This is a genomic window from Arachidicoccus sp. BS20, from assembly GCF_001659705.1.
Taxonomy (GTDB): domain Bacteria; phylum Bacteroidota; class Bacteroidia; order Chitinophagales; family Chitinophagaceae; genus Arachidicoccus.
Genome location: NZ_CP015971.1, coordinates 2344270 through 2364862, shown reverse-complemented (window position 1 = coordinate 2364862; position 20593 = coordinate 2344270). Strand labels below are relative to the sequence as shown.

The 20593-nt window shown below is 39.0% G+C and carries 17 protein-coding genes; 13 read left to right on the top strand and 4 right to left on the bottom strand.

Going from position 1 to position 20593, the window contains the following annotated elements; genetic code table 11:
- Positions 1-3: 3 nt before the first annotated feature.
- Both A9P82_RS10495 and A9P82_RS10490 read right to left on the bottom strand, forming a co-directional pair.
- Positions 4-1302 carry a hypothetical protein gene (locus A9P82_RS10495; protein WP_156522662.1) on the bottom strand — a complete coding sequence of 433 codons (1299 nt, stop codon included), beginning with the start codon at positions 1300-1302 and terminating at the stop codon, positions 4-6.
- Between the two features lie 18 nt (positions 1303-1320).
- Positions 1321-2685, bottom strand: a complete 1365-nt coding sequence (locus A9P82_RS10490; RefSeq protein ID WP_066207616.1) for a DUF4270 family protein — start codon at positions 2683-2685, stop codon at positions 1321-1323.
- A gap of 208 nt (positions 2686-2893) precedes the next feature.
- On the opposite strand from A9P82_RS10490, the gene A9P82_RS10485 reads away from it, so the two are divergent.
- The 3 genes from A9P82_RS10485 to A9P82_RS10475 all read left to right on the top strand — a co-directional run bounded on the left by A9P82_RS10485 (position 2894) and on the right by A9P82_RS10475 (position 5200).
- Complete coding sequence (locus A9P82_RS10485; protein ID WP_066207614.1) at positions 2894-3604, top strand: LytR/AlgR family response regulator transcription factor; 711 nt, start codon at positions 2894-2896, stop codon at positions 3602-3604.
- 155 nt (positions 3605-3759) lie between these two features.
- A complete protein-coding gene (locus tag A9P82_RS10480) occupies positions 3760-4827 on the top strand; it encodes a Kelch repeat-containing protein (protein ID WP_066207612.1) in 1068 nt (355 codons plus the stop codon).
- Between the two features lie 16 nt (positions 4828-4843).
- Positions 4844-5200: a DUF4907 domain-containing protein gene (locus tag A9P82_RS10475; protein WP_197492150.1), complete on the top strand. Its 357-nt coding sequence runs from the start codon at positions 4844-4846 to the stop codon at positions 5198-5200.
- 2 nt (positions 5201-5202) lie between these two features.
- Here the strand turns inward: A9P82_RS10475 and msrB are convergent, their stop codons facing one another.
- Entirely contained in the window at positions 5203-5670 is a 468-nt protein-coding gene (msrB, locus tag A9P82_RS10470; RefSeq protein ID WP_066207608.1) for a peptide-methionine (R)-S-oxide reductase MsrB, read from the bottom strand.
- 742 nt (positions 5671-6412) lie between these two features.
- Between msrB and A9P82_RS10460 the strand changes: the two genes are divergently transcribed.
- Positions 6413-8437 (top strand): M13 family metallopeptidase, encoded by a 2025-nt coding sequence (locus A9P82_RS10460; protein WP_066207604.1) that lies wholly within the window; start codon positions 6413-6415, stop codon positions 8435-8437.
- Positions 8438-8499: 62 nt separating this feature from the next.
- Positions 8500-9486, top strand: a complete 987-nt coding sequence (locus A9P82_RS10455; RefSeq protein WP_066207602.1) for a Gfo/Idh/MocA family protein — start codon at positions 8500-8502, stop codon at positions 9484-9486.
- A gap of 13 nt (positions 9487-9499) precedes the next feature.
- On the opposite strand, the gene A9P82_RS10450 is transcribed toward A9P82_RS10455, so the two are convergent.
- On the bottom strand, positions 9500-10348 hold the full coding sequence (locus tag A9P82_RS10450; protein ID WP_066207600.1) for an NAD(P)-dependent oxidoreductase: 849 nt from the start codon (positions 10346-10348) through the stop codon (positions 9500-9502).
- A gap of 84 nt (positions 10349-10432) precedes the next feature.
- On the opposite strand from A9P82_RS10450, the gene A9P82_RS10445 reads away from it, so the two are divergent.
- From A9P82_RS10445 to A9P82_RS10410, 8 genes are all read left to right on the top strand, one after another.
- Positions 10433-10738 carry a hypothetical protein gene (locus A9P82_RS10445; RefSeq protein ID WP_066207597.1) on the top strand — a complete coding sequence of 102 codons (306 nt, stop codon included), beginning with the start codon at positions 10433-10435 and terminating at the stop codon, positions 10736-10738.
- Between the two features lie 115 nt (positions 10739-10853).
- Positions 10854-11771, top strand: a complete 918-nt coding sequence (locus A9P82_RS10440; RefSeq protein WP_066209838.1) for an SDR family NAD(P)-dependent oxidoreductase — start codon at positions 10854-10856, stop codon at positions 11769-11771.
- A 37-nt stretch (positions 11772-11808) separates the two neighbouring features.
- The gene (locus A9P82_RS10435) at positions 11809-12594 is read left to right on the top strand and encodes an SDR family oxidoreductase (protein WP_066207595.1); all 786 of its coding nucleotides are present in this window, start codon (positions 11809-11811) and stop codon (positions 12592-12594) included.
- 1 nt (position 12595) lies between these two features.
- Positions 12596-13378 (top strand): helix-turn-helix domain-containing protein, encoded by a 783-nt coding sequence (locus A9P82_RS10430; protein ID WP_066207593.1) that lies wholly within the window; start codon positions 12596-12598, stop codon positions 13376-13378.
- Positions 13379-13588: 210 nt separating this feature from the next.
- Positions 13589-14188, top strand: coding sequence for an RNA polymerase sigma factor (locus tag A9P82_RS10425; protein ID WP_066207592.1), 600 nt, complete (start codon positions 13589-13591; stop codon positions 14186-14188).
- A gap of 69 nt (positions 14189-14257) precedes the next feature.
- Positions 14258-15412 carry a FecR family protein gene (locus A9P82_RS10420; RefSeq protein ID WP_066207590.1) on the top strand — a complete coding sequence of 385 codons (1155 nt, stop codon included), beginning with the start codon at positions 14258-14260 and terminating at the stop codon, positions 15410-15412.
- Between the two features lie 200 nt (positions 15413-15612).
- Positions 15613-19185 (top strand): SusC/RagA family TonB-linked outer membrane protein, encoded by a 3573-nt coding sequence (locus A9P82_RS10415; RefSeq protein ID WP_197492149.1) that lies wholly within the window; start codon positions 15613-15615, stop codon positions 19183-19185.
- A gap of 12 nt (positions 19186-19197) precedes the next feature.
- Positions 19198-20568, top strand: coding sequence for a RagB/SusD family nutrient uptake outer membrane protein (locus A9P82_RS10410; RefSeq protein WP_066207586.1), 1371 nt, complete (start codon positions 19198-19200; stop codon positions 20566-20568).
- The last annotated feature ends 25 nt before the right edge of the window (positions 20569-20593 follow it).

Here is a 20593-nt window from a genome sequence, read left to right as displayed (position 1 = left end):
GCATTAAGGCAATCTCCATCGTTTCCATTGGTCGATATAAGAAATGGTAACACCCATTTGGAAATAATTCTCTTTTATTAAATTATTTACGGTAGTGCCCCGGCTTCCAATCTGAAAGTTAAACATATACCCCAAGCCTGTTTTAAAAGAATTAACTCCTACCCCCAAAGTAATGCCGGTATTTTTTAATTGTTGCCCTCGCATCACTAAATATTCATTCCCGTAATAACCACCAAACTGGAAAAAATATTTATCAAAAGCAACAAAATTATTGCTGCCTTGTACCGGTATGTTTTTTCTCTTGGTATATTCAATACCGCCGGATACTTGGTGGCTGTTCTGGAAAGAATAATCAAAGCCGGAGTTAGAATTTTTTACAGAACTCCAGCTTTGCTGCTTATAATCCGCAGCGAAAGTGAGTTTATTATCATATGTCAATGAAAGTCCGCCGCCATACATTACGGGAAGATTAAAATAAGATTTACCAACAACAGAATCGCTGATAATATTGGTAGGCAATGAAACACTTGGGTCGCCTTGCGTTAACGTATAGTATGTATCTCCGCCAAGCTCTGTTTTATTGGAAGCAATAGCGCCCACCCCTATTTGCCATTTAGGAGAAATTTTTCCATGATATTGTACCCCGCCTTCAAAGTAAAAATGAGAATAATATTGCAAGATGGTCGAATTATATTGCTCTCCCAACGAATACTGGGACAACAATGCTTTTTCGTCCTGCATATGCCCGAATAACATGGATGAGTTTAAGCCGACAGAAAAATTCCCTATTTTAAACCCGTTTGACAATGAAACCTGGTTAAGACCGCCGGACCCCTTGTGTGTTACAGGAATGGAACCTATACCTCCAATGATATTCTGCTGTTGTGTAAAATAATAATTGCTGCTGCTGAATTGTTTCAAACCAAGAGACAGCCCCCAAAACGGCATTACTTTAACGCCCATTACAAAGCGTTCTATCTGAAACTGGCTGGATGTAACACTTTTATTGAGCAACGGATTGCCTTTGTATTGAATTATATTCAAATTGCCCGATACTTCCATCGACAAATTATGGTCGCTCAGGTACGGCAATGAGGCAGGATTCTCGTCATAAATATATCTGTACGATTCAAGACTGATGCCTGCGCCGCCCATACCGGCAGAACGGTCGAAGGTTCTGTTGACAATATCTCCAATACCCAGTATTGAATACGGCGAAGTATTCGTTTGACCAAACATTATACCCGGTCGCACGATTAATAAACCAAAGAAAAATACAATATATATTTTGTTATACTTCATTTAATGCGTTTTGTATTTTTATTTTACCGAAATGTATTGAATGCGTAAATCCAGTTTTGCGTTGGAGTTTTTTCCATCGCCCATAATCATCCTGTTGAATGAAGTAAACATACTTGAGGTTGCCGGAGAAAGCAATAACCCTTCGCTCAATACGCTTGCAGACGGGGTGGCAATCAACGTCTGAAGATAAGATGTTAAATCGTAGGTATAGTAAGTACCAAGCTGGTCTGTACTATTAACGACATCGTATTGTAATGAACCGGTTTGTGTTGCGCCGCTGAGTGTCAGCGAAGAGCCGAAGCCGTTATATAAATCGGTTTGTGAAAGTATTAGACTTGCCGGCAGCCCGAATATGCCTTCATAAGTCCCCGTAACAGGGTGCACATAAAGCGTAGCTTTTACAATTTTTATGTATCCTTGATGTAACAATAAATTGTTTAGTGTAGGGAAGGTAAGCTTTACCACCGCATTTGCCATTGGCTGTAAAAATGCGCTGCTGTCTGTAGCGGTAGATGAAATATCTCTGTTATCCGCATCAAAATTTGCCGAAGCCAAAGCGCCCGCTCGCTGTACCGATATTTGATTAAACTGCAAAGAACTGTTATACAAGCCGAAAGCGGCATATTTTTCAACATCTTCAACCGCCCCCGGTGTTTTATAGTACAACCGCATTGCTACGCTATCGCTGATGCCGAGGGAAAGATTTGAACCGGATGCTGCCGAAATTTTTAGCCCGTTAAAAAAAGTAATGAACTGGTCGCTGGATTGAATGGCATAGTCTCCCGTCTGAAGCCTGTTAAACAAATCCCGTCCCATTGCATCGGGAAGGCGAACGGATAAAGTATCGTCAGTACTATCTAAATTATTAGGCTGTATAGTAAAAGAATAAGATGCAAGCGGAGACGACTCGGTGGTAAAGCTATTTGTATTATACAAAGCAGTACCCCCGTTGGGTGCAATAATATTTTCATTCAGGCGATAAATATTCAGTGTAAGCGGCTGCGTAGTATCGCCATACCAAATATTATGTTTGAGCTTTATATAAACTGTGAGCGAATCATACGTTGCATTTTGATATTCGGTAGATGTAGCGCTGTATGTAGGTGCACCCAACTGAAAATACGCCGATGAAGTAAGAACTCCAAAAGCCGGGTCATTTGTTCTGCCCACAATTGCCGTTCCGGAACCGGATGTTACAAAAGAATCAATATATACCGTAGAAACCAGCGGAGTAATGGTATCCGTTTGAATCACTTGTGTATATTGGTCGTCGGCAAATTCGGTTCCGAATTGAATGTCTTTTTGATAACAGGAAGAAAAGGTAATAATCATCAATCCGATTACGAAAATAGGGTAGATGATTTTGAGATTTTTATACTTCATATTCAGGTTTGCGAAATAGGAAAACTTAGTGGGCAATGATAGTCGTAATTCTTGTTAGAAGGTTGTTACTGTGTATGAACTGTTGATATAAATAGACAATTGCGTACATTTTATCGACAAAAGTAGTATTATTTCCGAATAAAACGACTTATTATATGTTTTTTGTTTAGCTTCGGCTTTTGGGAAAATTTTTGAAGAGTCAACCGTTATGATTAAATGCATTATCGCCGATTCCGATTTGGCAGTCATTGAATTTATCAGGAAACATCTTAATAAACTGCCGCAATTTTCCGTTGAAGCAGGCTTTACAGATGCCGACTCGTTTATAAACCATCTGCAACACCACCCCACCGACCTTGCCATTACCGATATTCAAATGCCGGAACTGAACGGGTATGATTTTCTGCAATATTTAAAAAAGCCGCCGGAACTGATTGTTATTGCCGATACCATCGAGTTTTCCGTAAACGGATATGACCACAATGTCGTTGCGTATCTGCTAAAACCACTATCAGCAGCAAATTTGATAAAAGCTCTCCAAAAAACCGAAACCAAAATTAAAACACTTAAGCTCGCCGAAAAAAGACCGGAATCTCATCAATTCCTGTTCATTCGCGCGGAATACAAATTGATGAAAATTAACTTCGATGATATTCTTTACATTGAGGGGTTAAAAGATTATTCCAAAATATACACAAAAGCATCGGTGGGTAAAGCCATTATCACATTACAAAATTTAAAATCTTTTGAGGAGAAGCTGCCGGGCGAAGACTTTGTACGCATACACCGTTCTTACATCGTATCGCTTCACAAAATTGATATGATTCATAAAAACAGTGTGCTCATTGGTAAGAACGAAATTCCCATAAGCGACGGATTTAAAAATCAATTGCACAATCTTATTTCAAAATATACATAAAGTTCCCTACTTTTGTCCGCGAAATTATTTCATTAGTCGATACAAAAAACCTTATTATCAATAAAAACAAAGCGAAAATCCATTTTAACTAATAAAAGCACTTTGCAACAAATACTTTCACACTCCACTAAATATTACATAACCCAATCAGAATTATGAAGAAACTGAATTTGATAGTTTTAATAGGAGCGGCAGCGCTCTTTCTGGCTTCTTGTAACTCAAGTTCCTCGACAGACACAAGCACCGAAGGCAACTGGGTAAAAAGGTCTTCTTTGGATGGCGATGCGCGCTTTTACGCGACTTCTTTTGTTATCGGGAATTATGCTTACGTAGCTACCGGACGGGCAGTTAACAACTCCACTTATTATAACCTGGGCGATTTATGGAGATATGACCCAAGTTCCGATTCATGGACACAAGAGACTTCTTTACCAGACGGTAAAACACTCGAAGGGGGCGTAGGTTTTAGCATTGGCGATAACGGTTATGTAGGTACAGGTACAGATGGTAAAGGAAATTATTACAGCGATTTTTATCAGTACAGCAGCACATCCAATACATGGACGAAAATAGCAGATTTTCCAGGAACAGCAAGATTTCGTGCCACAGGATTCTCTGTGGGAGACAAAGGATATGTAGTTTTTGGTGCAGCCGGTTCTGCCTATTTCAAAGATATGTATGCTTACGACCCTAATTCAGACAGCTGGACAAATATATCAACTCCTTTCATTGACAAGAAATATGGCGGTACATCATTTGTTATAGGTGATGATGCTTATTTAGTTGGCGGCACTATCGGAGATGGTTCTGGTTCTGGTGAATTTTGGAAATACAATCCCTCTTCTGGCTTCACACAACTTCGCCGGGTAGAAAATGCTACCGACTCTTCTTTTGATGACGACTATGGCACCGTACGTGCATCCCTCATTTCCCGTACAGACGGCGTTGCATTTGCAATCGGTTCTAAAGGCTATATTACAGGTGGGAAATCCTCCGATGGCGGGTCATTCAGTTCGCAAACATGGTGCTATGACCCAACCGGAGACAAGGGACTTGGAACATGGGAACAAAGAACATCTTATGAGCGCCATTCTTTTTACGGTGGTGTAGGCTTCAATGTAAATGGTCGCGGGTTTGCAGGTTTGGGTTTCGCAGGAAGTTCATTGCCTTACGACAATTTAGATGAATTTCTTCCTACAGAAGACTATAATGTGAATGACTAATAATTATTTTAAAATAATGACTAAATTAAAAATGCCGGCTTACATCGCCGGCTTTTCTTTGTTAGCATTGTGCTTTAGTATTGCCTCGTGCAGAAATGGAAGCAGTAGAAAAACTGCGGGCTACAACGATTCTATGGTGCTTCTTACCATAAAACCAATACAGTTGCAAAACGGCTGGGGCTACGAAATTTTTGCTGGTAACAAACTCTTCATTAAACAAGACAAAGTGCCGCAGATAACAGGTACACACTATTTCCTATCCAGAGAAGACGCTAAAAAAGCAGCCAAGCTTGTGATTGAAAAATTGAAGAATAACGAACTTCCTTCCATAGATACTTTGGAATTGCAAAAAGCAGGCGCGAGATATAATTAAAATTATTGCTCATTTTCATAGTTCTTTTCCGCAGCCTGCGCCTTTTCAAAATCAAGCACCACACCGTTAATACAGTAGCGCAAACCTGTCGGTGGCGGACCATCCTCAAACACGTGTCCGAGATGCGAATGGCAACGACCGCATTCAACTTCGATGCGGTTCATCCCGAGACTTGTATCTCTTAAATAAATAACCGAAGTCTTGGAAATGGGTTCATAAAAGCTGGGCCAGCCGCAACCGCTTTCAAACTTTGTATCACTCATGAACAAAGGATTGCCACAGACTGCACAATAATATGTGCCAACCTCTTTTGAGGTTTCAAACTTGCTTGTGAATGGCCGCTCCGTGCCTTTTTGCCGAGCAACATAGTACACATTGGCTGGAAGCATTTTTTTCAATTCATTATCATCGACATCGATTTTCGAGGTATCAGTATGCGAATAATAAGATGGTTTGTTTTCTTCATTCATAGTTTGACTATTTATATCAGTAAAGTTACGATGCCTAGCGGAATGGAATGTGCAAAATTTGTAATTATATCATTTATAGTTTTACAAGTTTAATAAAGAGCATAAATGCTATAACTGATAATGCTTGCACGTATTCCGTAAGATGGAAGTTCATCCAAATCTTTAAAGGATTGCTCGCTCTTGAACAATCCTTTTTCAATATTATGTGCAAAGAGGAGGGGGTTAATTATGGTGTTCTAAAACCACTTTTGAGATACAAAAAAGAATACCTCTGAACTTGCACCATTTTTTGTACGTGCCAAAGATACCGGCGATTGGCAAGAGAAGACCGTTACTTCTGAACAAGTGATGTAATTATTAACAGAAAAAAATAGCATCTGTTTCATTTGCCGGCATAAAAGAAGACTGTTTATACCAAATGATGATAAATTAGCTATTTGGGACACACAATATTTTACGGATTTAATCAGTAAAATGAAGTTTGATTAATGATATTATTCCTTCATTGCAAGGTATTTGTGAATATATAAGCGTAGATACATCTGCGAATTGAAAAACAAAAATGAGACAATCCAATCTCCATTATATAAATGTATAAAGTCGCAAACAAACGGCTTATTTCTTATCCTGTTTATTACAGCTCTGATTTTGCAATCAATCAAAATCGTTGCTAAGTCATGAAGTTTACAACCAAATGAATTATCTTTAAAACTTGTTTACCTTCCACTAAAGTTTTTATTGAATGAAAAAAGCACTCTTTTATTTTATCGGCATCCTGTTGCTCGCGAGTTGTAACAATGCCTCTGATAATGAGGCTCGGGAAGCATACGTGAATATACCGGGCATTGATTCCTCTCTGAATCCGGGCGATGATTTTTTCAGGTATGTCAATCATATCTGGTATGACACGGCACAAATACCGCCTTCGCAGGCAGGCGTCGGTGCGTATATGTTTATGAATTATCCGCAGCGTCTGCGTCTGCAAGGCATATTGGACAGCGTATCAAAAGCAAATAATCCGGCAGGAAGTATTGAACAAAAACTTGGAGATTTTTACGCATCGGGCATGGATACAAATACCGTTAACCAACGCGGTTATGAACCTGTAAAACCCTTGCTGGCGCGCATCGATAGTATCAGTAATACAACTGCATTATTAAAATTTGTGGCAGATGAAGCAAAAGTCTATAACAATTCTATTATAGGTTTGTATGTAGGACCTGATAATAAAAACAGCAGCATGAATATTGCGCATGTTTCGCAAGCGGGAATCGGTTTGCCTCAGCGTGATTATTATTTCAGTACGGATTCGCAAAGCGTTGCTATACAAAATGCGTATAAAAAATATCTTTCAACATTATTTCAACTGACAGGAACTGACGCTGCGACTGCTGCGAAGAATGCTGATATAGTCTATGGAATCGAAAAACAAATTGCCGCATCTCATAGAACAAATATTGAACTGCGTGATATAAATGCGAATTACAACAAGATGCCTGTTTCAGCACTCGCGAAAAAAGAACCGAATATTGACTGGAATAATTTACTGAATAATCTCGGCGCTAAAACGGATTCGATTGATGTATCGCAACCTGCTTATTATGACAAACTCAATTCACTTTTAAAATCTGTTCCAACAAGTGATTGGAAAATTTATCTGAAAGCATTTACACTCAACAATTATGCGGATATTTTGAGCCAACCTTTTGTAGATGCGGGTTTTGAGTTTAATAAAGTAGTGAGCGGACAAGCAGTGCAAAAAACACGCGGCGAGAAAATAGCGAATGCTATTGACAATTCTTTGGGCGAAGCTTTGGGGCAATTGTATGTAAAAAAATATTTTACGGAAAGTGCAAAAAAGCGTGCGCTGGAACTGGTTAATAATATACAGAAGGCGTATGCCGTTAGAATAGATAAGCTCGACTGGATGAGTGACAGCACAAAGCAAAAGGCAAAAGAGAAACTCTTTGCCATTACCAAGAAAATCGGTTACCCTGATAAGTGGAGAGATTACAGTAAAGTAACTGTTGAAAAAAACAAATATTTTGAAAATACGGTTTCTACCGCTGCTGATAATTACCAATTCAACCTGGCAAAACTGAACAAGCCGGTGGATAAAACGGAATGGTTTACGACACCGTCCACCGTTACCGCTTATAATAACCCTTCTGCCAATGAGATTGTTTTTCCGGCGGCTATATTGCAACCGCCTTACTTTGACGATGCAGCCGATGATGCGCTCAATTACGGCGGTATCGGTATGGTAATCGGTCATGAAATGACACATACTTTCGATGACCAGGGCGCGCAATTCGATAAAGACGGCAATGTAAAAAACTGGTGGACAAAAGAGGATTACGCGAAGTTCAAAGCAAAGACACAGCAGGTAATTGATTTATACAGTTCGTTTACTGTATTGGACACTTTGCATATAAAAGGCGCTATGACTGTTGGAGAAAACACGGCAGATGTAAGCGGCGTTGCAGTAGCTTACGATGCTTTCAAAATGACCAAAGAAGGACATGATACGGCAAAAATCGGCGGTTTTACACCCGATCAACGATTCTTTATTTCCGTTGCGAAAATATGGCGCGTAAAAATGAAAAATGAGTTTCTGCGCTTATGGATAAACAACAACCCGCATTCGCCCCCGATGTGGCGCGTAAACGGACCTTTGATGAATTGTCCTTATTTCTATGAAGCATTTCATGTGCAGCCCGGCGATAAAATGTATTTGCCCGATGATGAGCGGATAAAAATCTGGTAGCGATAACCCGGCAACATCCGTTATTTGTAACGCCCGATTAAAAAAATTTATCCCATATTTTCATGTCTAAGACTTATACATGGGGCATTATCGGTCCCGGAAAAATCGCGAAGAAATTCGCAGAATCGTTACAACTAACAGAACGTGTACGGTTAAGCGCTGTTGCATCAAGGGATATCAATAAAGCAAAACAATTTGCTGCAACATTCAACTGTCCTACAACTTATCACAGCTACGAAGCGCTGGTGCAAGATCCGGATATTGATGTGGTTTATATTGCCACACCGCACGCGTTCCATTGCAAGCAAACTATTTTATGCCTTCAACATAACAAAGCGGTACTCTGTGAAAAGCCGATGGCGCTCAATGCAACGCAGGTACGCAAAATGATACAGGCTTCCAAAGACAATCAGTGTTTTTTAATGGAAGCTTTATGGACAAGGTTCCTGCCTTGGATGCAAGCTGTCAAGGAGATTACAGATAATGGCTTAATAGGAGACGTCAAATATGTTCGGGCGGATTTCGGATTCAAGGCGGAATATAACCCTGAAAGCAGATTATTCGATATTAATCTCGGCGGCGGTTCTTTATTGGACATCGGTATTTATCCTTTATTTCTCTGCCAACAGATTTTAGGCAAACCGAAACATATTGTCGTATCAGGAAATACAGACAAAGGCGGAGCGGATATATCCTGCCACGCCGTATTGCAATATGAGAACGGCGCTGCGGGTATTATTACCAGCATGCTGGATTGCGACACGCCCCAGACGGCAGAGATAGCCGGGACGGAAGGAATGATCCGCATTCCTTCGAGATGGCACAGAGTAAGTCAATTTGAATGGCGAAGAACAAACAAGGATTGGCAAACCGTAACACTGCCACAGCTTGTCAACGGTTTTGAGTTCCAGATAGCTGAAGTTGTCAAATGCCTTGATAACAATTTGATTGAAAGTCCTTCGCTTCCTCACGCTTTCAGTTTGCAACTCAGTGAAACCATGGATGAAATCAGAAAGCAAATCGGCGTTACCTATCCGGGAGAAAATTAATCGGTTGTTATTTTTACTGTTTCTTACCAATAACCATCCAATCCTCATTGCCGTGTCCTTCGGCAATTAATGTATCCATTCGTTTTGCAATGGCGGGAATTACCGTAAAGGATTGCCCTGCTTCATTAACTGCATTCATAAACAGTTGCGTATCTTTTCTCGCCATGTTCAACTCCCAGGAAGGATTGGAAAAATCTGTTCCGCTCATTTTCTTCAAGCGGTCGGGAATGCTTGAAGCCGCAGGATTCCATTCATTTAATAAGGATAAAATATCTTCTGTGGAAATATCTTGCGCTTCGGCTAAGCTGAGCACATCGGACAACCCTGCGGTAAATGTAATCAGGAATAAATTCCCGATCAGTTTCATGCTTGCCGCTTTGCCGACAGTTTCCCCGAAGTTGAGCAACTTACCGGTCATGGCAGACAAATCAGGTTGCAAATTTGCAATCAATTTCCGATCGCCCGACACCAGCATATAACCCGTTGCATCCAACGCATTCTGCGGCCCCATAAACACCGGTGCGTGTTGGTAAACAAATCCTTTCTCCTTCCAGTATGCGGTTCTCTTGACGGCACCTGAAGCTGAAGTCGTGGTATGATCGATAATGATAACTCCCTTTTTAAAAGCAGCAGATGCTTTCTCCAGGACTTCATCCACCGAAGCATCATCTTTTAATGTCAGATGGATAACCGAAGCGTTCTCTACCGCTTTGGTAACATCTTCAAAAGCTTTGGCACCGTACTGTTCCAAAGCAAAAGCTTTTTCGGATGTGCGATTCCACACCTGCACTTCCACACCTCTTTTCAACATAGCACGGGTAAAATTTGCGCCGAGTAACCCTGTTCCTAAATATGCGACCATGATTTTTATTTTTTGTAGGTTAAAGATAATAAGATGTTTTTTAAGGATAGCCCTAAAATGTGAAAGGGTGTAAATTTGAGGTGAATGCTGAAAAATAACAAGAACATACCGCTGAACTCAATGGCTGACGATTTCAGCCAAGGTATTGCTGTTGACAAAATCAGTATTAAACAATCCGACTATACAACCGAAGAACAATATGAACAAGCAATTCAATCGCATCGGGACGAGGGATATACGTTTCATATACTTGAAAAAGACTCTCTTGTTATTGAAATTGATTTTCAGAAATACAAAATCAAAGCCCCGGCAGTTGTTTATATGCATCCAAATCAAGTACATCGGATTTTAGACTTTACCAATATGGTTGTTTGTTCTTTGTTACTTTAATTAAAAAAGCCATTTTCTGTAATTATTTGGACTTTTCACGACACTGAATTTGGACTTCTTACGAAAGCTGTTGGGGAATTTTATGCTCAATTTTGCAGTACAAAAATTTCAGACAATGGAAAGTCAAAAAGCATACATCATCACGGGACCAACTTCGGGAATCGGATATGAAACTGCATTAGAACTTGCGAAACACGGAACTGTTATTCTTGTGGGACGAAATCGCGATAAATTAAATCAGGTACAAAAAACGATTGAGCAAAACGGACGAAAAGCAATATCTGTTGTTTGTGATATTTCCGATATTACAAGTGTGAAACACACTGCGCAACAAATCATTTCGCTTAATCTTCCGATTGCAGGCTTGCTAAACAACGCAGGCATTATGTCGCAAAAAGCAACCAAAAGTGCGCAAGGTTTTGATATGGTTTTTGCAACAAATTATCTCGGTGCGTTTGCATTCACAGAAGCGCTTGTACCGCATCTTCCAATCGGCGCAAACGTAGTGTTTATAGGCTCTGCTATTGAAGACCCCGAACGCAAACCGGCAAAAATGATGGGTATGAAAGGTGGTCGTTACATTTCTGCCGAAGCGAGTGCGCGTGGCGAATGGAAAGAAGGCGGCGCAAAAATGGCGGGCATTGATGCTTACGCCACTTCAAAACAATGCGTACTTGCTGCTGCAATGTTTCTTTCAAAAGAAAATCCGCGTTTGAATTTCAATGTGGTAGAGCCCGGAATTATGGGCGGCAGCACAAATCTCGGAAGCGACGCCAATATCAATCCTTTCGTGCGCTTTCTGATGAGCAATATAATGAAGCTGATGATGCTGCTGCCGGCTTTCTTCCGATTCAAAAGCACACCTCAAAAAGCCGCAAAAATTATCACAGAAGTTTTGACCGATACATCAGGAAAAACGGGAATCTATTTTGATGAAAAAGGCATGCCTATGCAAGGCTCCGAACTTGCACACGATGCAAAATTTCAGGAACGTGTTGCCACGGAAACACGTGCTTTATTAGCGAGGATTTGATAAAGTATTTTACCGGGCAATTATTAAATTTTATTCAATGGAATTATCAGACAGTACCATTTTAATCACGGGCGGAACAAGCGGAATCGGTTTGGAATTTGCGAAACAATTATTGCTGCAAGGCGCAAAAATTATTGTTACGGCTCGGGATATTGCGAAGCTGAACCAAACAAAAAAGCAATTTTCGCAAATCAATATTATTCAAAGCGACATTAATAATTTGAAAGATATTGAACAGCTTTATGAGCAGGTTACACAACAGTTTCCCGGCTTGAATATCATCATTAACAACGCGGGAATTATGCAGAATGCAGATTTGCAAAATCCGCATTTAGATTTAGAAAATTGTACACGAGAAATTGAAACAAATTTTGCAGGAACAGTCCGGATGATTCATCAGTTTTTACCGCATTTGCAAACCAAAAAATCTTCGGCAATCATCAATATTTCATCAGGCTTGGCATTCATTCCGTTTACGGTTTCGCCTATATATTGCGGCACAAAAGCGGGCATCCACATTTATTCACAGGCATTGCGTCTTCAATTAGAAAACACCAATGTGAAAGTGTTTGAAATTGCACCACCGAAAACCGATAACCCTATGCAAAAAGCAATTCCCGAAACCAACGGAAAAGGAATGATGAAAGTCGATAAAATGGTAAGTATTGCAGTCAAAGGGATATTGAAGGATAAGTTTGAAATAAGGCCGGGCTTAGCTAACATAATGAAATGGATGAGCCGGATTGCACCGGATTTTTTCGCAAAGCTGGTAGATAGAAATATTAAAAAGCGAAGGCAAAAGTTGATAAATTCGTTGCAGTAAAATGAAAGATTCTACAACACAAATGCACTATGTGGGCAAAGAAATTTCGCCCGAACAATTTATTGCGGAGCATACTTTCGCTTATGTGATAAAAGGAATAATGAATGTGTATGACGGAAGTAAAACCTATACATTCAAAACAGGCGATTGTGGACTTGCACGAAAAAATCGTTTGGCGCGTTACAACAAAGAAAAAGTGAATAACGAACTTGAAAAAGTATTTGTATTTTTCGATGAAATCTTTCTTAAACAATTTCAGAAAAAGTATAACATACAGGCGACAATATTCAAATCAAACGAAACATTGATTCCTATAAAGAAAAATGATTTACTGCCGAATTTTATTCAATCGTTATTACCTTATTACGACCACGCCAAAATCGCAAAACCCTTTGCTGACGTAAAGCGTGAAGAATTGTTGCTGATTTTATTACAAGCGCAGCCCGAACTCGCAGGTTTGTTTTTTGATTACGGCATTCCCGAAAAAATAAACCTTGAAGAATTTATGAACCGCAACTTTAAATTCAATGTGAGCGTTGCACGTTTCGCATATTTGACAGGACGAAGTTTATCTGCATTTAAACGTGATTTCAAAGAAACCTTTAATGAAACGCCAAATCGTTGGCTTGTGCGGAAACGCTTGCAGGAAGCCCATTTTCTTCTTGAAAAGAAAAAACAAAAACCATCAGATATTTATTTGGAATTGGGCTTTGAAACGTTATCACATTTTTCCTATGCATTTAAAAGGCAATTCGGACTGACCCCGACCGAACTTTCCAACTGAAAGACCAAGACCAATAACTGACAAACATCATCATTGCTTTACCCTCCTTTCTTAGAAACTTACAATTAACCGGTCCAGTTTGAGCAAAACGATTGTAAAGGATTTCAATTCGGAAATTTCAATTTCCGAGTCGAAGGTCAAAAATGGAAAATCCATTGAAATGCTTAAAAATTATACTTTTATGCATATTTTCACGAATAGCAAAATTTTATGCCGGATTATAAATCTTACAATGATATGGAGCTGTTGTCGTTCATTGCAAAAAATGATGAAACGGCATTTAATGAAATTTACAACCGGCATTGGGCTTCTATTTACGGCAATGCAATGAAAATACTTAAATCGGAAAGTGACGCAGAAGATGTTGTTCAGGAAGTTTTCAGCACTTTATGGCAAAAAAGAAATTCAATCGTAATAAAAAATACTTTAGCCGGATATTTATACATGGTTGCCCGTTATATCAGCTTACGGATTATTGAAAAAAATATAGAAAAATATACTGATATAACGTCAATGTCGGAGTATTATCAAAGCTCCATGATTACGAATGTTGAATCAAATATCGACTTAACAAAAATGGAATTTGCCATTGAAAAAGCAATAAACTCTTTGCCGAAGAAGATGAGGGAAATATTTAATTTAAGCAGAAAGAACAATCTGACCCATCGACAAATTGCAGAAAAACTCAATATTTCTGAAGGAACGGTAAAAAAGCAAGTTTATAATGCTTTAAAGATAATTAAAGAACATTTGAATGACAAAATACCTCTGATTTTAATCGTTTTTTATGTTTATGATATAGTATTTTAAAAAAGAATTAAATTTTTTCTACCACCAACTGCTGTTTTTCTACACTTATATATAGAACATATACGCTTTATGTTAAAAATAGATGAGATAAGATTGATGTTATACAAGTACCGTATGGGTATTTGTGATGACGCAGAAAAAGAAACCATAGAATCGTGGTATCAAAATGTATTGGATAAAACCGAATGGAATATTGATGAAGCTACCGCAGAGCTGATTAAAATAAATATTAAAAATAAGTTAGACCGGGAATTAAATCTGGGTAGTAAAACTAAAATTTTTAAAATCAATTGGTATAAAGTTGCAATATCAATTGCTGCATTGTTTATCATAATGTTTGGTATTCGCCAAGCGGTTATGCACCAAGCCGGAAAAAATGAAAAAGCAATAGCCGCGTCGGTAGCAGAACATGACATAGCGCCCGGTGGCAACAAAGCAATATTGACTTTAGCTGACGGGAGTAAGGTAATGTTGGATAGTGTCCGGAAGGGACTGGTAGTTAATCAAATTGGATGTAACATTGTAAAGACTGATAGCGGTTTATTGACTTATCAGCGTAATAATAAAGATGGAAATCTTGCTTCTGTGGGATATAATATTTTATCCACGCCGAGAGGCGGGCAGTATAAATTGATACTACCGGACGGTTCAAAAGTTTGGCTGAATGCAGCATCGTCTATACGTTACCCGGTTGCATTTGCCGGGAAAGAAAGAGTCGTGGAAATAACGGGCGAAGCGTATTTTGAAGTTATCCATAACGACAAATTGCCGTTTCGTGTGAAAACGGGAAATAGTATTGTTGAAGATGTGGGAACACATTTTAATATCAATGCATATTCAGATGAACCAAATATGAAAGTGTCCCTGCTCGAAGGAAAAGTGAGAATAAATACGAATAAAGCAAGCACAATATTAGTTCCCGGGCAGCAGGGGCAAATAAACAATATCGGCATTGTTAAAGTTACGACCGACACTGATATAGAATCTTCCGTAGCCTGGAAGAACGGCTACTTTGATTTTGAAGACGGAGAAAACCTGCAAGGCATTATGCGCCAAATCAGCAGGTGGTATGACGTGAATGTTGAATATGAAGGAAATGTCCCCGATATGCATTTCGGCGGAAAAATTACCCGGGATTGTAACTTATCCGAAGTTTTGAAAATATTGTCTTACAGCAATATTCGCTATCGTATGGAAGATAAAAATCTGATTATTATGAAATAGAAATACTAAAAAGTTATTTATAACAAAACCGCCCTGCGGTGAGAGGCAGAGCGGCAAATATGTTTGAATGACTTAAAAATACAAACGGTTAGAATGCTTTTTATTTATCACACAAACAATGCAAAACTATGCAATTAAATGCAACAAAACTCCCTGCCTTGCGGCGACGGTTACTGCTAAAAAAAATCCCGATATGTATTATGAAAATTATTACAACTATATTGATTATCGGTTGCTTGCAGGTAAGCGCTAAAGGATTGTCACAGACAATCACTTTATCTGTAAAAAAAGCTCCTCTGACCGATGTTTTCAGAAAAATAGAGGCCCAAAGCGGGTATGCATTTTTTTATAATTATGCCTTATTCAATAAGGCAACTCCGGTAACCTTAAATCTGAAAGAAGTTCCCTTAAAAAAGGCGCTGGACAAATGCTTTGCCAACCAACCGTTACAGTATAAAATTGTCAACAAAAATATTGTTGTACAACTTAAAGATGAGCATACTGAGATTCGAAAAGATGCAGTTGCAATTCAAAAAACATATCAGGTTTCTGTTCACGGTCATATAACCGATTCTGCCGGAAAACCACTGCAAGGTGTAAGTATTGTTATTGACAGGAAGGGTGAGTTTGAATCTGTCATATACACAGTGTCAAATGAAAATGGAGATTTTGAAATTGCTGCGCAAAAAGGCGAAAAACTATTATTTTCTTATATAGGCTATAAGCAAAAAATAATTGAAATAGGAAATGATTCTGAAGTCAATGTTGTATTAGAAGCACAGGTTCATGAATTAGAATCACTGTCAATAGGTTCGATAAATACAGGTTATCAAAGAATTAAGCCGGAACAAAGTACGGGTGCCGTTTCGCAAATAACCACAAAAGACTATGAATCGAGAATCAGTACGAGTTTTATAGACGGCTTGGTCAATAAAATACCGGGGTTAATGATTAACCCTAATGTGCAATTTAATTTTCAGGACGCGAATGGCAATCAATCTTCCCACAGTCTTTTCAATATTCGCGGCATTTCTACTATCTCTGCAAATTCGCAACCATTGATTGTGGTGGATGGCTATCCTACGGAACTTACGATGGACATGATTGATCCTAACGAAATCAAATCCGTTACCGTATTAAAAGATGCCGCAGCCGCAGCCATATACGGAGTGCGGGCTTCAAATGGTGTGATTGTGATAGAAAGAAAACAAGCGAAGGTTGGAAAACCTTTGATTTCGTTTCGTGCTACGGTAGGGATTACGCCTAAAGAAAATTATACGCGATACCGTTGGGCAGATGATGCTTCAGCTATTGTTACAAACTATCAGAAAAATAATTACGTAGTTAATGCTGACACATGGGGGCAACTTTCAACGAAAACGCGTAGTTCTTCTTTTTCTCCTGTGTATTATATTTTGGCGCAGCAGATGGCAAATGTAATTACACCTTATCAGGCCCAACAGTCGTATGCAGCACTTGAAGAATATAACAACGCCAAAGATTATGGAAAATATTTCCTGCGTACAGCCGTAACGCAAACTTATAATGTAGATGTTTCCGGCGGAAATCCTAATGCGCTTTATTATTTTACTGCAAACTATACAGGCAACAGAGCTGAACAAATTAAGAACAATGATTACAAGCTTTTGCTGACCGGACGAACAACCTTAAAGTTCTCCAAAAAACTTTCGTTGGAACTGACAACCAATTATCAGGAATCATATATCAATGGTGCTCCGGTACCTGATATCACTTCTCTTTATCCTTATGAACATTTAAAAGATGTAAACGGAAATCCATTGTCTGTTTCTCAGGGATCAAATGCGAATCCGTTTTATAATAATTACATAATGTCTTTAGGATTGGAAGACGCGCGTTATTATCCATTAAGTGAAATTAACGAAGTAACCGATAGAACACACACTATCAGCAATAGCGTTACTGCCAACTTTGATTATATTATTGGCAGCGGTTTTGATTTGTCTTTCGGTGGTATATATGAAAGATCCGTTACAGATATGAGACATTATGCTTCCGGAAATTCATCTGAGGCGAGACAATATATTAATAGTGCAGTTACTCAAGACAATACGGGAAAACTTACATTCAATATTCCGGAAGGAGGTTTTCTTAAACAACAACACGACAATCTTTCAAGTTATACACTCAGGGCCCAATTGAATTATAATAAGGTTATCGGTTCTCAACATTCTTTTAATGCAATATTGGGAACGGAGGTAAGACAGGTAATAGATGAGGGAAACATAGCTTCCTATTTCGGTTACGATGATCAAACATTGTTACAGCAGCCTGTTGATTACGGTGGCCTTTTTAGTGGAAATATAACAGGTGCGTTTTTCGGTTCCTCATTTGGTTCATACAATTATTCCGATTTTTTCGACCAGTCCTATTCAAAAGACAGGTATTTATCGGGCTATACCAATATTGTTTATTCATTTAGAAATACTTATTCCGTTACAGGAAGTGTGCGTATAGACCAGTCCAATCTTTTTGGCACAGATCCTAAATATAAATACAAACCTTTGTGGTCGGTTGGTGCAGCATGGAACATTAATAAAGAAAAATTTATGGAAAATGTTTCATGGATAAAAATGCTGAAGCTGCGCATAGCCGATGGCTTCAACGGGAATGTGGCAAAATCATCGCTGCCTGAGGTAATTGCAGAATCTCAAACAAATATTTATACATCTCCATATACTTCTTCCTTAGTATTGAAATCTAATGCCAACAGGAGTTTGCGTTGGGAGCAAACTAATAATTTCAATATAGGCCTGGACTATGCTTTGTTTAAACACATTTACGGAAGTGTAGATTTTTACAATAAAAAAACTACTGATGCTATGAGTAGTGCGCAGATTGACCCAACCATCGGCACCAGCCCTTCGATAATAAATAGTGCAGACATTAACAATAAAGGAATAGAAATAAGCTTACATGCCGACTGGATTAGCAATGAAAAATTTAACTGGAACACAGGATTTATTTTAGCGCGCAATACCAGTAAAGTACAGAAAGTATATCGGGATTATTTAATTCCGGGTCTTAACAGAAAGGAGTATTCTCCTATGGAAATCAATAATCTGGGCTTTGTGCAAGGAGCGCCTGTCGGAGCACTTTTTGCTTACCGTTATGCAGGCTTGGATAGTTTAGGATACCCGACCGTAAAAAATACAAAAGGAACAATATATCATACAGAAGATAATACAACGGGTTCTCCGACTTATTATACATTCAGTAACGATACATCAAATATTGTCCGAGACATGGGGTCATCCATTCCTACCATCAATGCGGGCATAAGCAATCGCTGGGATATAGGCAGCTTTTATATTTATTGCATGCTCAATTATTACGGCGGGTTCAAAGTATTTGTGCCACGTCCGAATCCTGCGGCAACAAGACCACTGAAAGGAGCCGGCGATTACTGGAAACAACCCGGCGACGAAACAAAAACAGATGTAATGGCATTGAGTGCTTATAGCAATTATTATGCAAACGGGGTGTACAACTATGCAGACAAATATCTGGTAAACGGGGATTATATAACGCTGGGAGATATAGTTGTTTCTTACAGCATGGATAAGAACAAGTTTATAAAGAAAATAGGATTCTCGCATTTTGAAATAAAGTTGCAAGCCTCTAATGTATGGACAGTCGGGCTGAACAAATATAATTATAGTGCGGCAACAGGCGGGTATCAAAAATCGTATGTAACACCTACCTATACCCTCGGGATATTTACCAATTTTTAAATTCAAATAACAATGAAATATTCTAAATATATTATAAACGCTTTGGTTATTTGTTGTGTATTACTTTCCGGATGCGACAAATATCTTAATGTACAGCCCAAAGGATATACCTTACTGAAAACCGCTAATGATTATGATTTGTGGCTGAATGATGTCTCACTGGATTATGGTATTGGCACTCTCGGATCTTATTTGGATATTTTTTCAGATTATACTGATTATCCCACCATTACTGTTCCTCCGTCGGCGGTCGGTGAACTTATGTTTACATGGGCGCCTCAATTCTCAACCGATTTAAGTATCTCTCCGCCCTTATGGGGGCAACATTATGCCAATATAAATAAATACAATACGGTATTATTGGGGATAGACAAAGCAACAAATGCTACTGATGAACAAAAAAGAAGCCTCAAAGCAGAAGCGCTCTTAGGGCGTGCGTTTGAATATTTTTACCTCGTAAATGAATACGGAAATGAGTACGACTCATCTACCGCTGATAAAGACCTGGGTGTTCCATTTGTTACATCAAACGATGTAAGTCAAAAAACTCCGGCACGAAGTACAATACAAGAAATTTATACTCAAATAATTTCCGATTTAAACGCAGCCATTCCCGATTTACCGGTTGATAACAGTAACAATCGTTTTCGCGGGTCTACTGCAGCTGCGTATAGTGTTTTGGCAAGAATTTATTTTTATGCCGGTAATTACACCGATGCGCGAAAGAATGCAGAGTTGGCTTTAGAAAAAAGCTCGGCAACCATGCTTGATTTTAACGGAGCACCGCCCACTACGGCTAACATCAGCATTCAGCCAGACGTTATTTATGGAAGAATGGTCATTGGTTATAATACTGCTGCGCTGGATTTTATGCGGTCTTTTGCTACAAATGATTTGCGTGTCAGTGAGCTTTATTACAGCACCGATGCTTATACCTATGCGATAAGAGGCGCTACATTATACTATCCTGCCGGTAGAACACCTTCTTTGCAATATGTAAACACAGGTACATCCGTACAAGAAATGAAATTAATAATAGCCGAAGCGGCAGCGCGTTCCAATGATTTATCTACCGCTTTGCAACAATTGGACGATATACGTAGAGACCGATTCTCGGCAAGCAGTTATGAACCCTATCAATCGGATAATAAAGACAGCGTATTGGAAAATGTTTTGGTTGAAAGAAAACATGAATTGGCATTTAGCGGATTGCGATGGTTTGATATGCGCAGGCTTGATAAAGAGGGTAGAATGGATACGGTGTATCGATACGACGCGCAAGAAAATGTTATCGCTACATTGCCGCCGCATAGTACAAAATATACTTTACAAATACCGGTGCAGGTATTGCAATTCAATCCCGGCATGCAACAAAACCCGTAATGATAAGCATTTGCTAAGAAAAAAT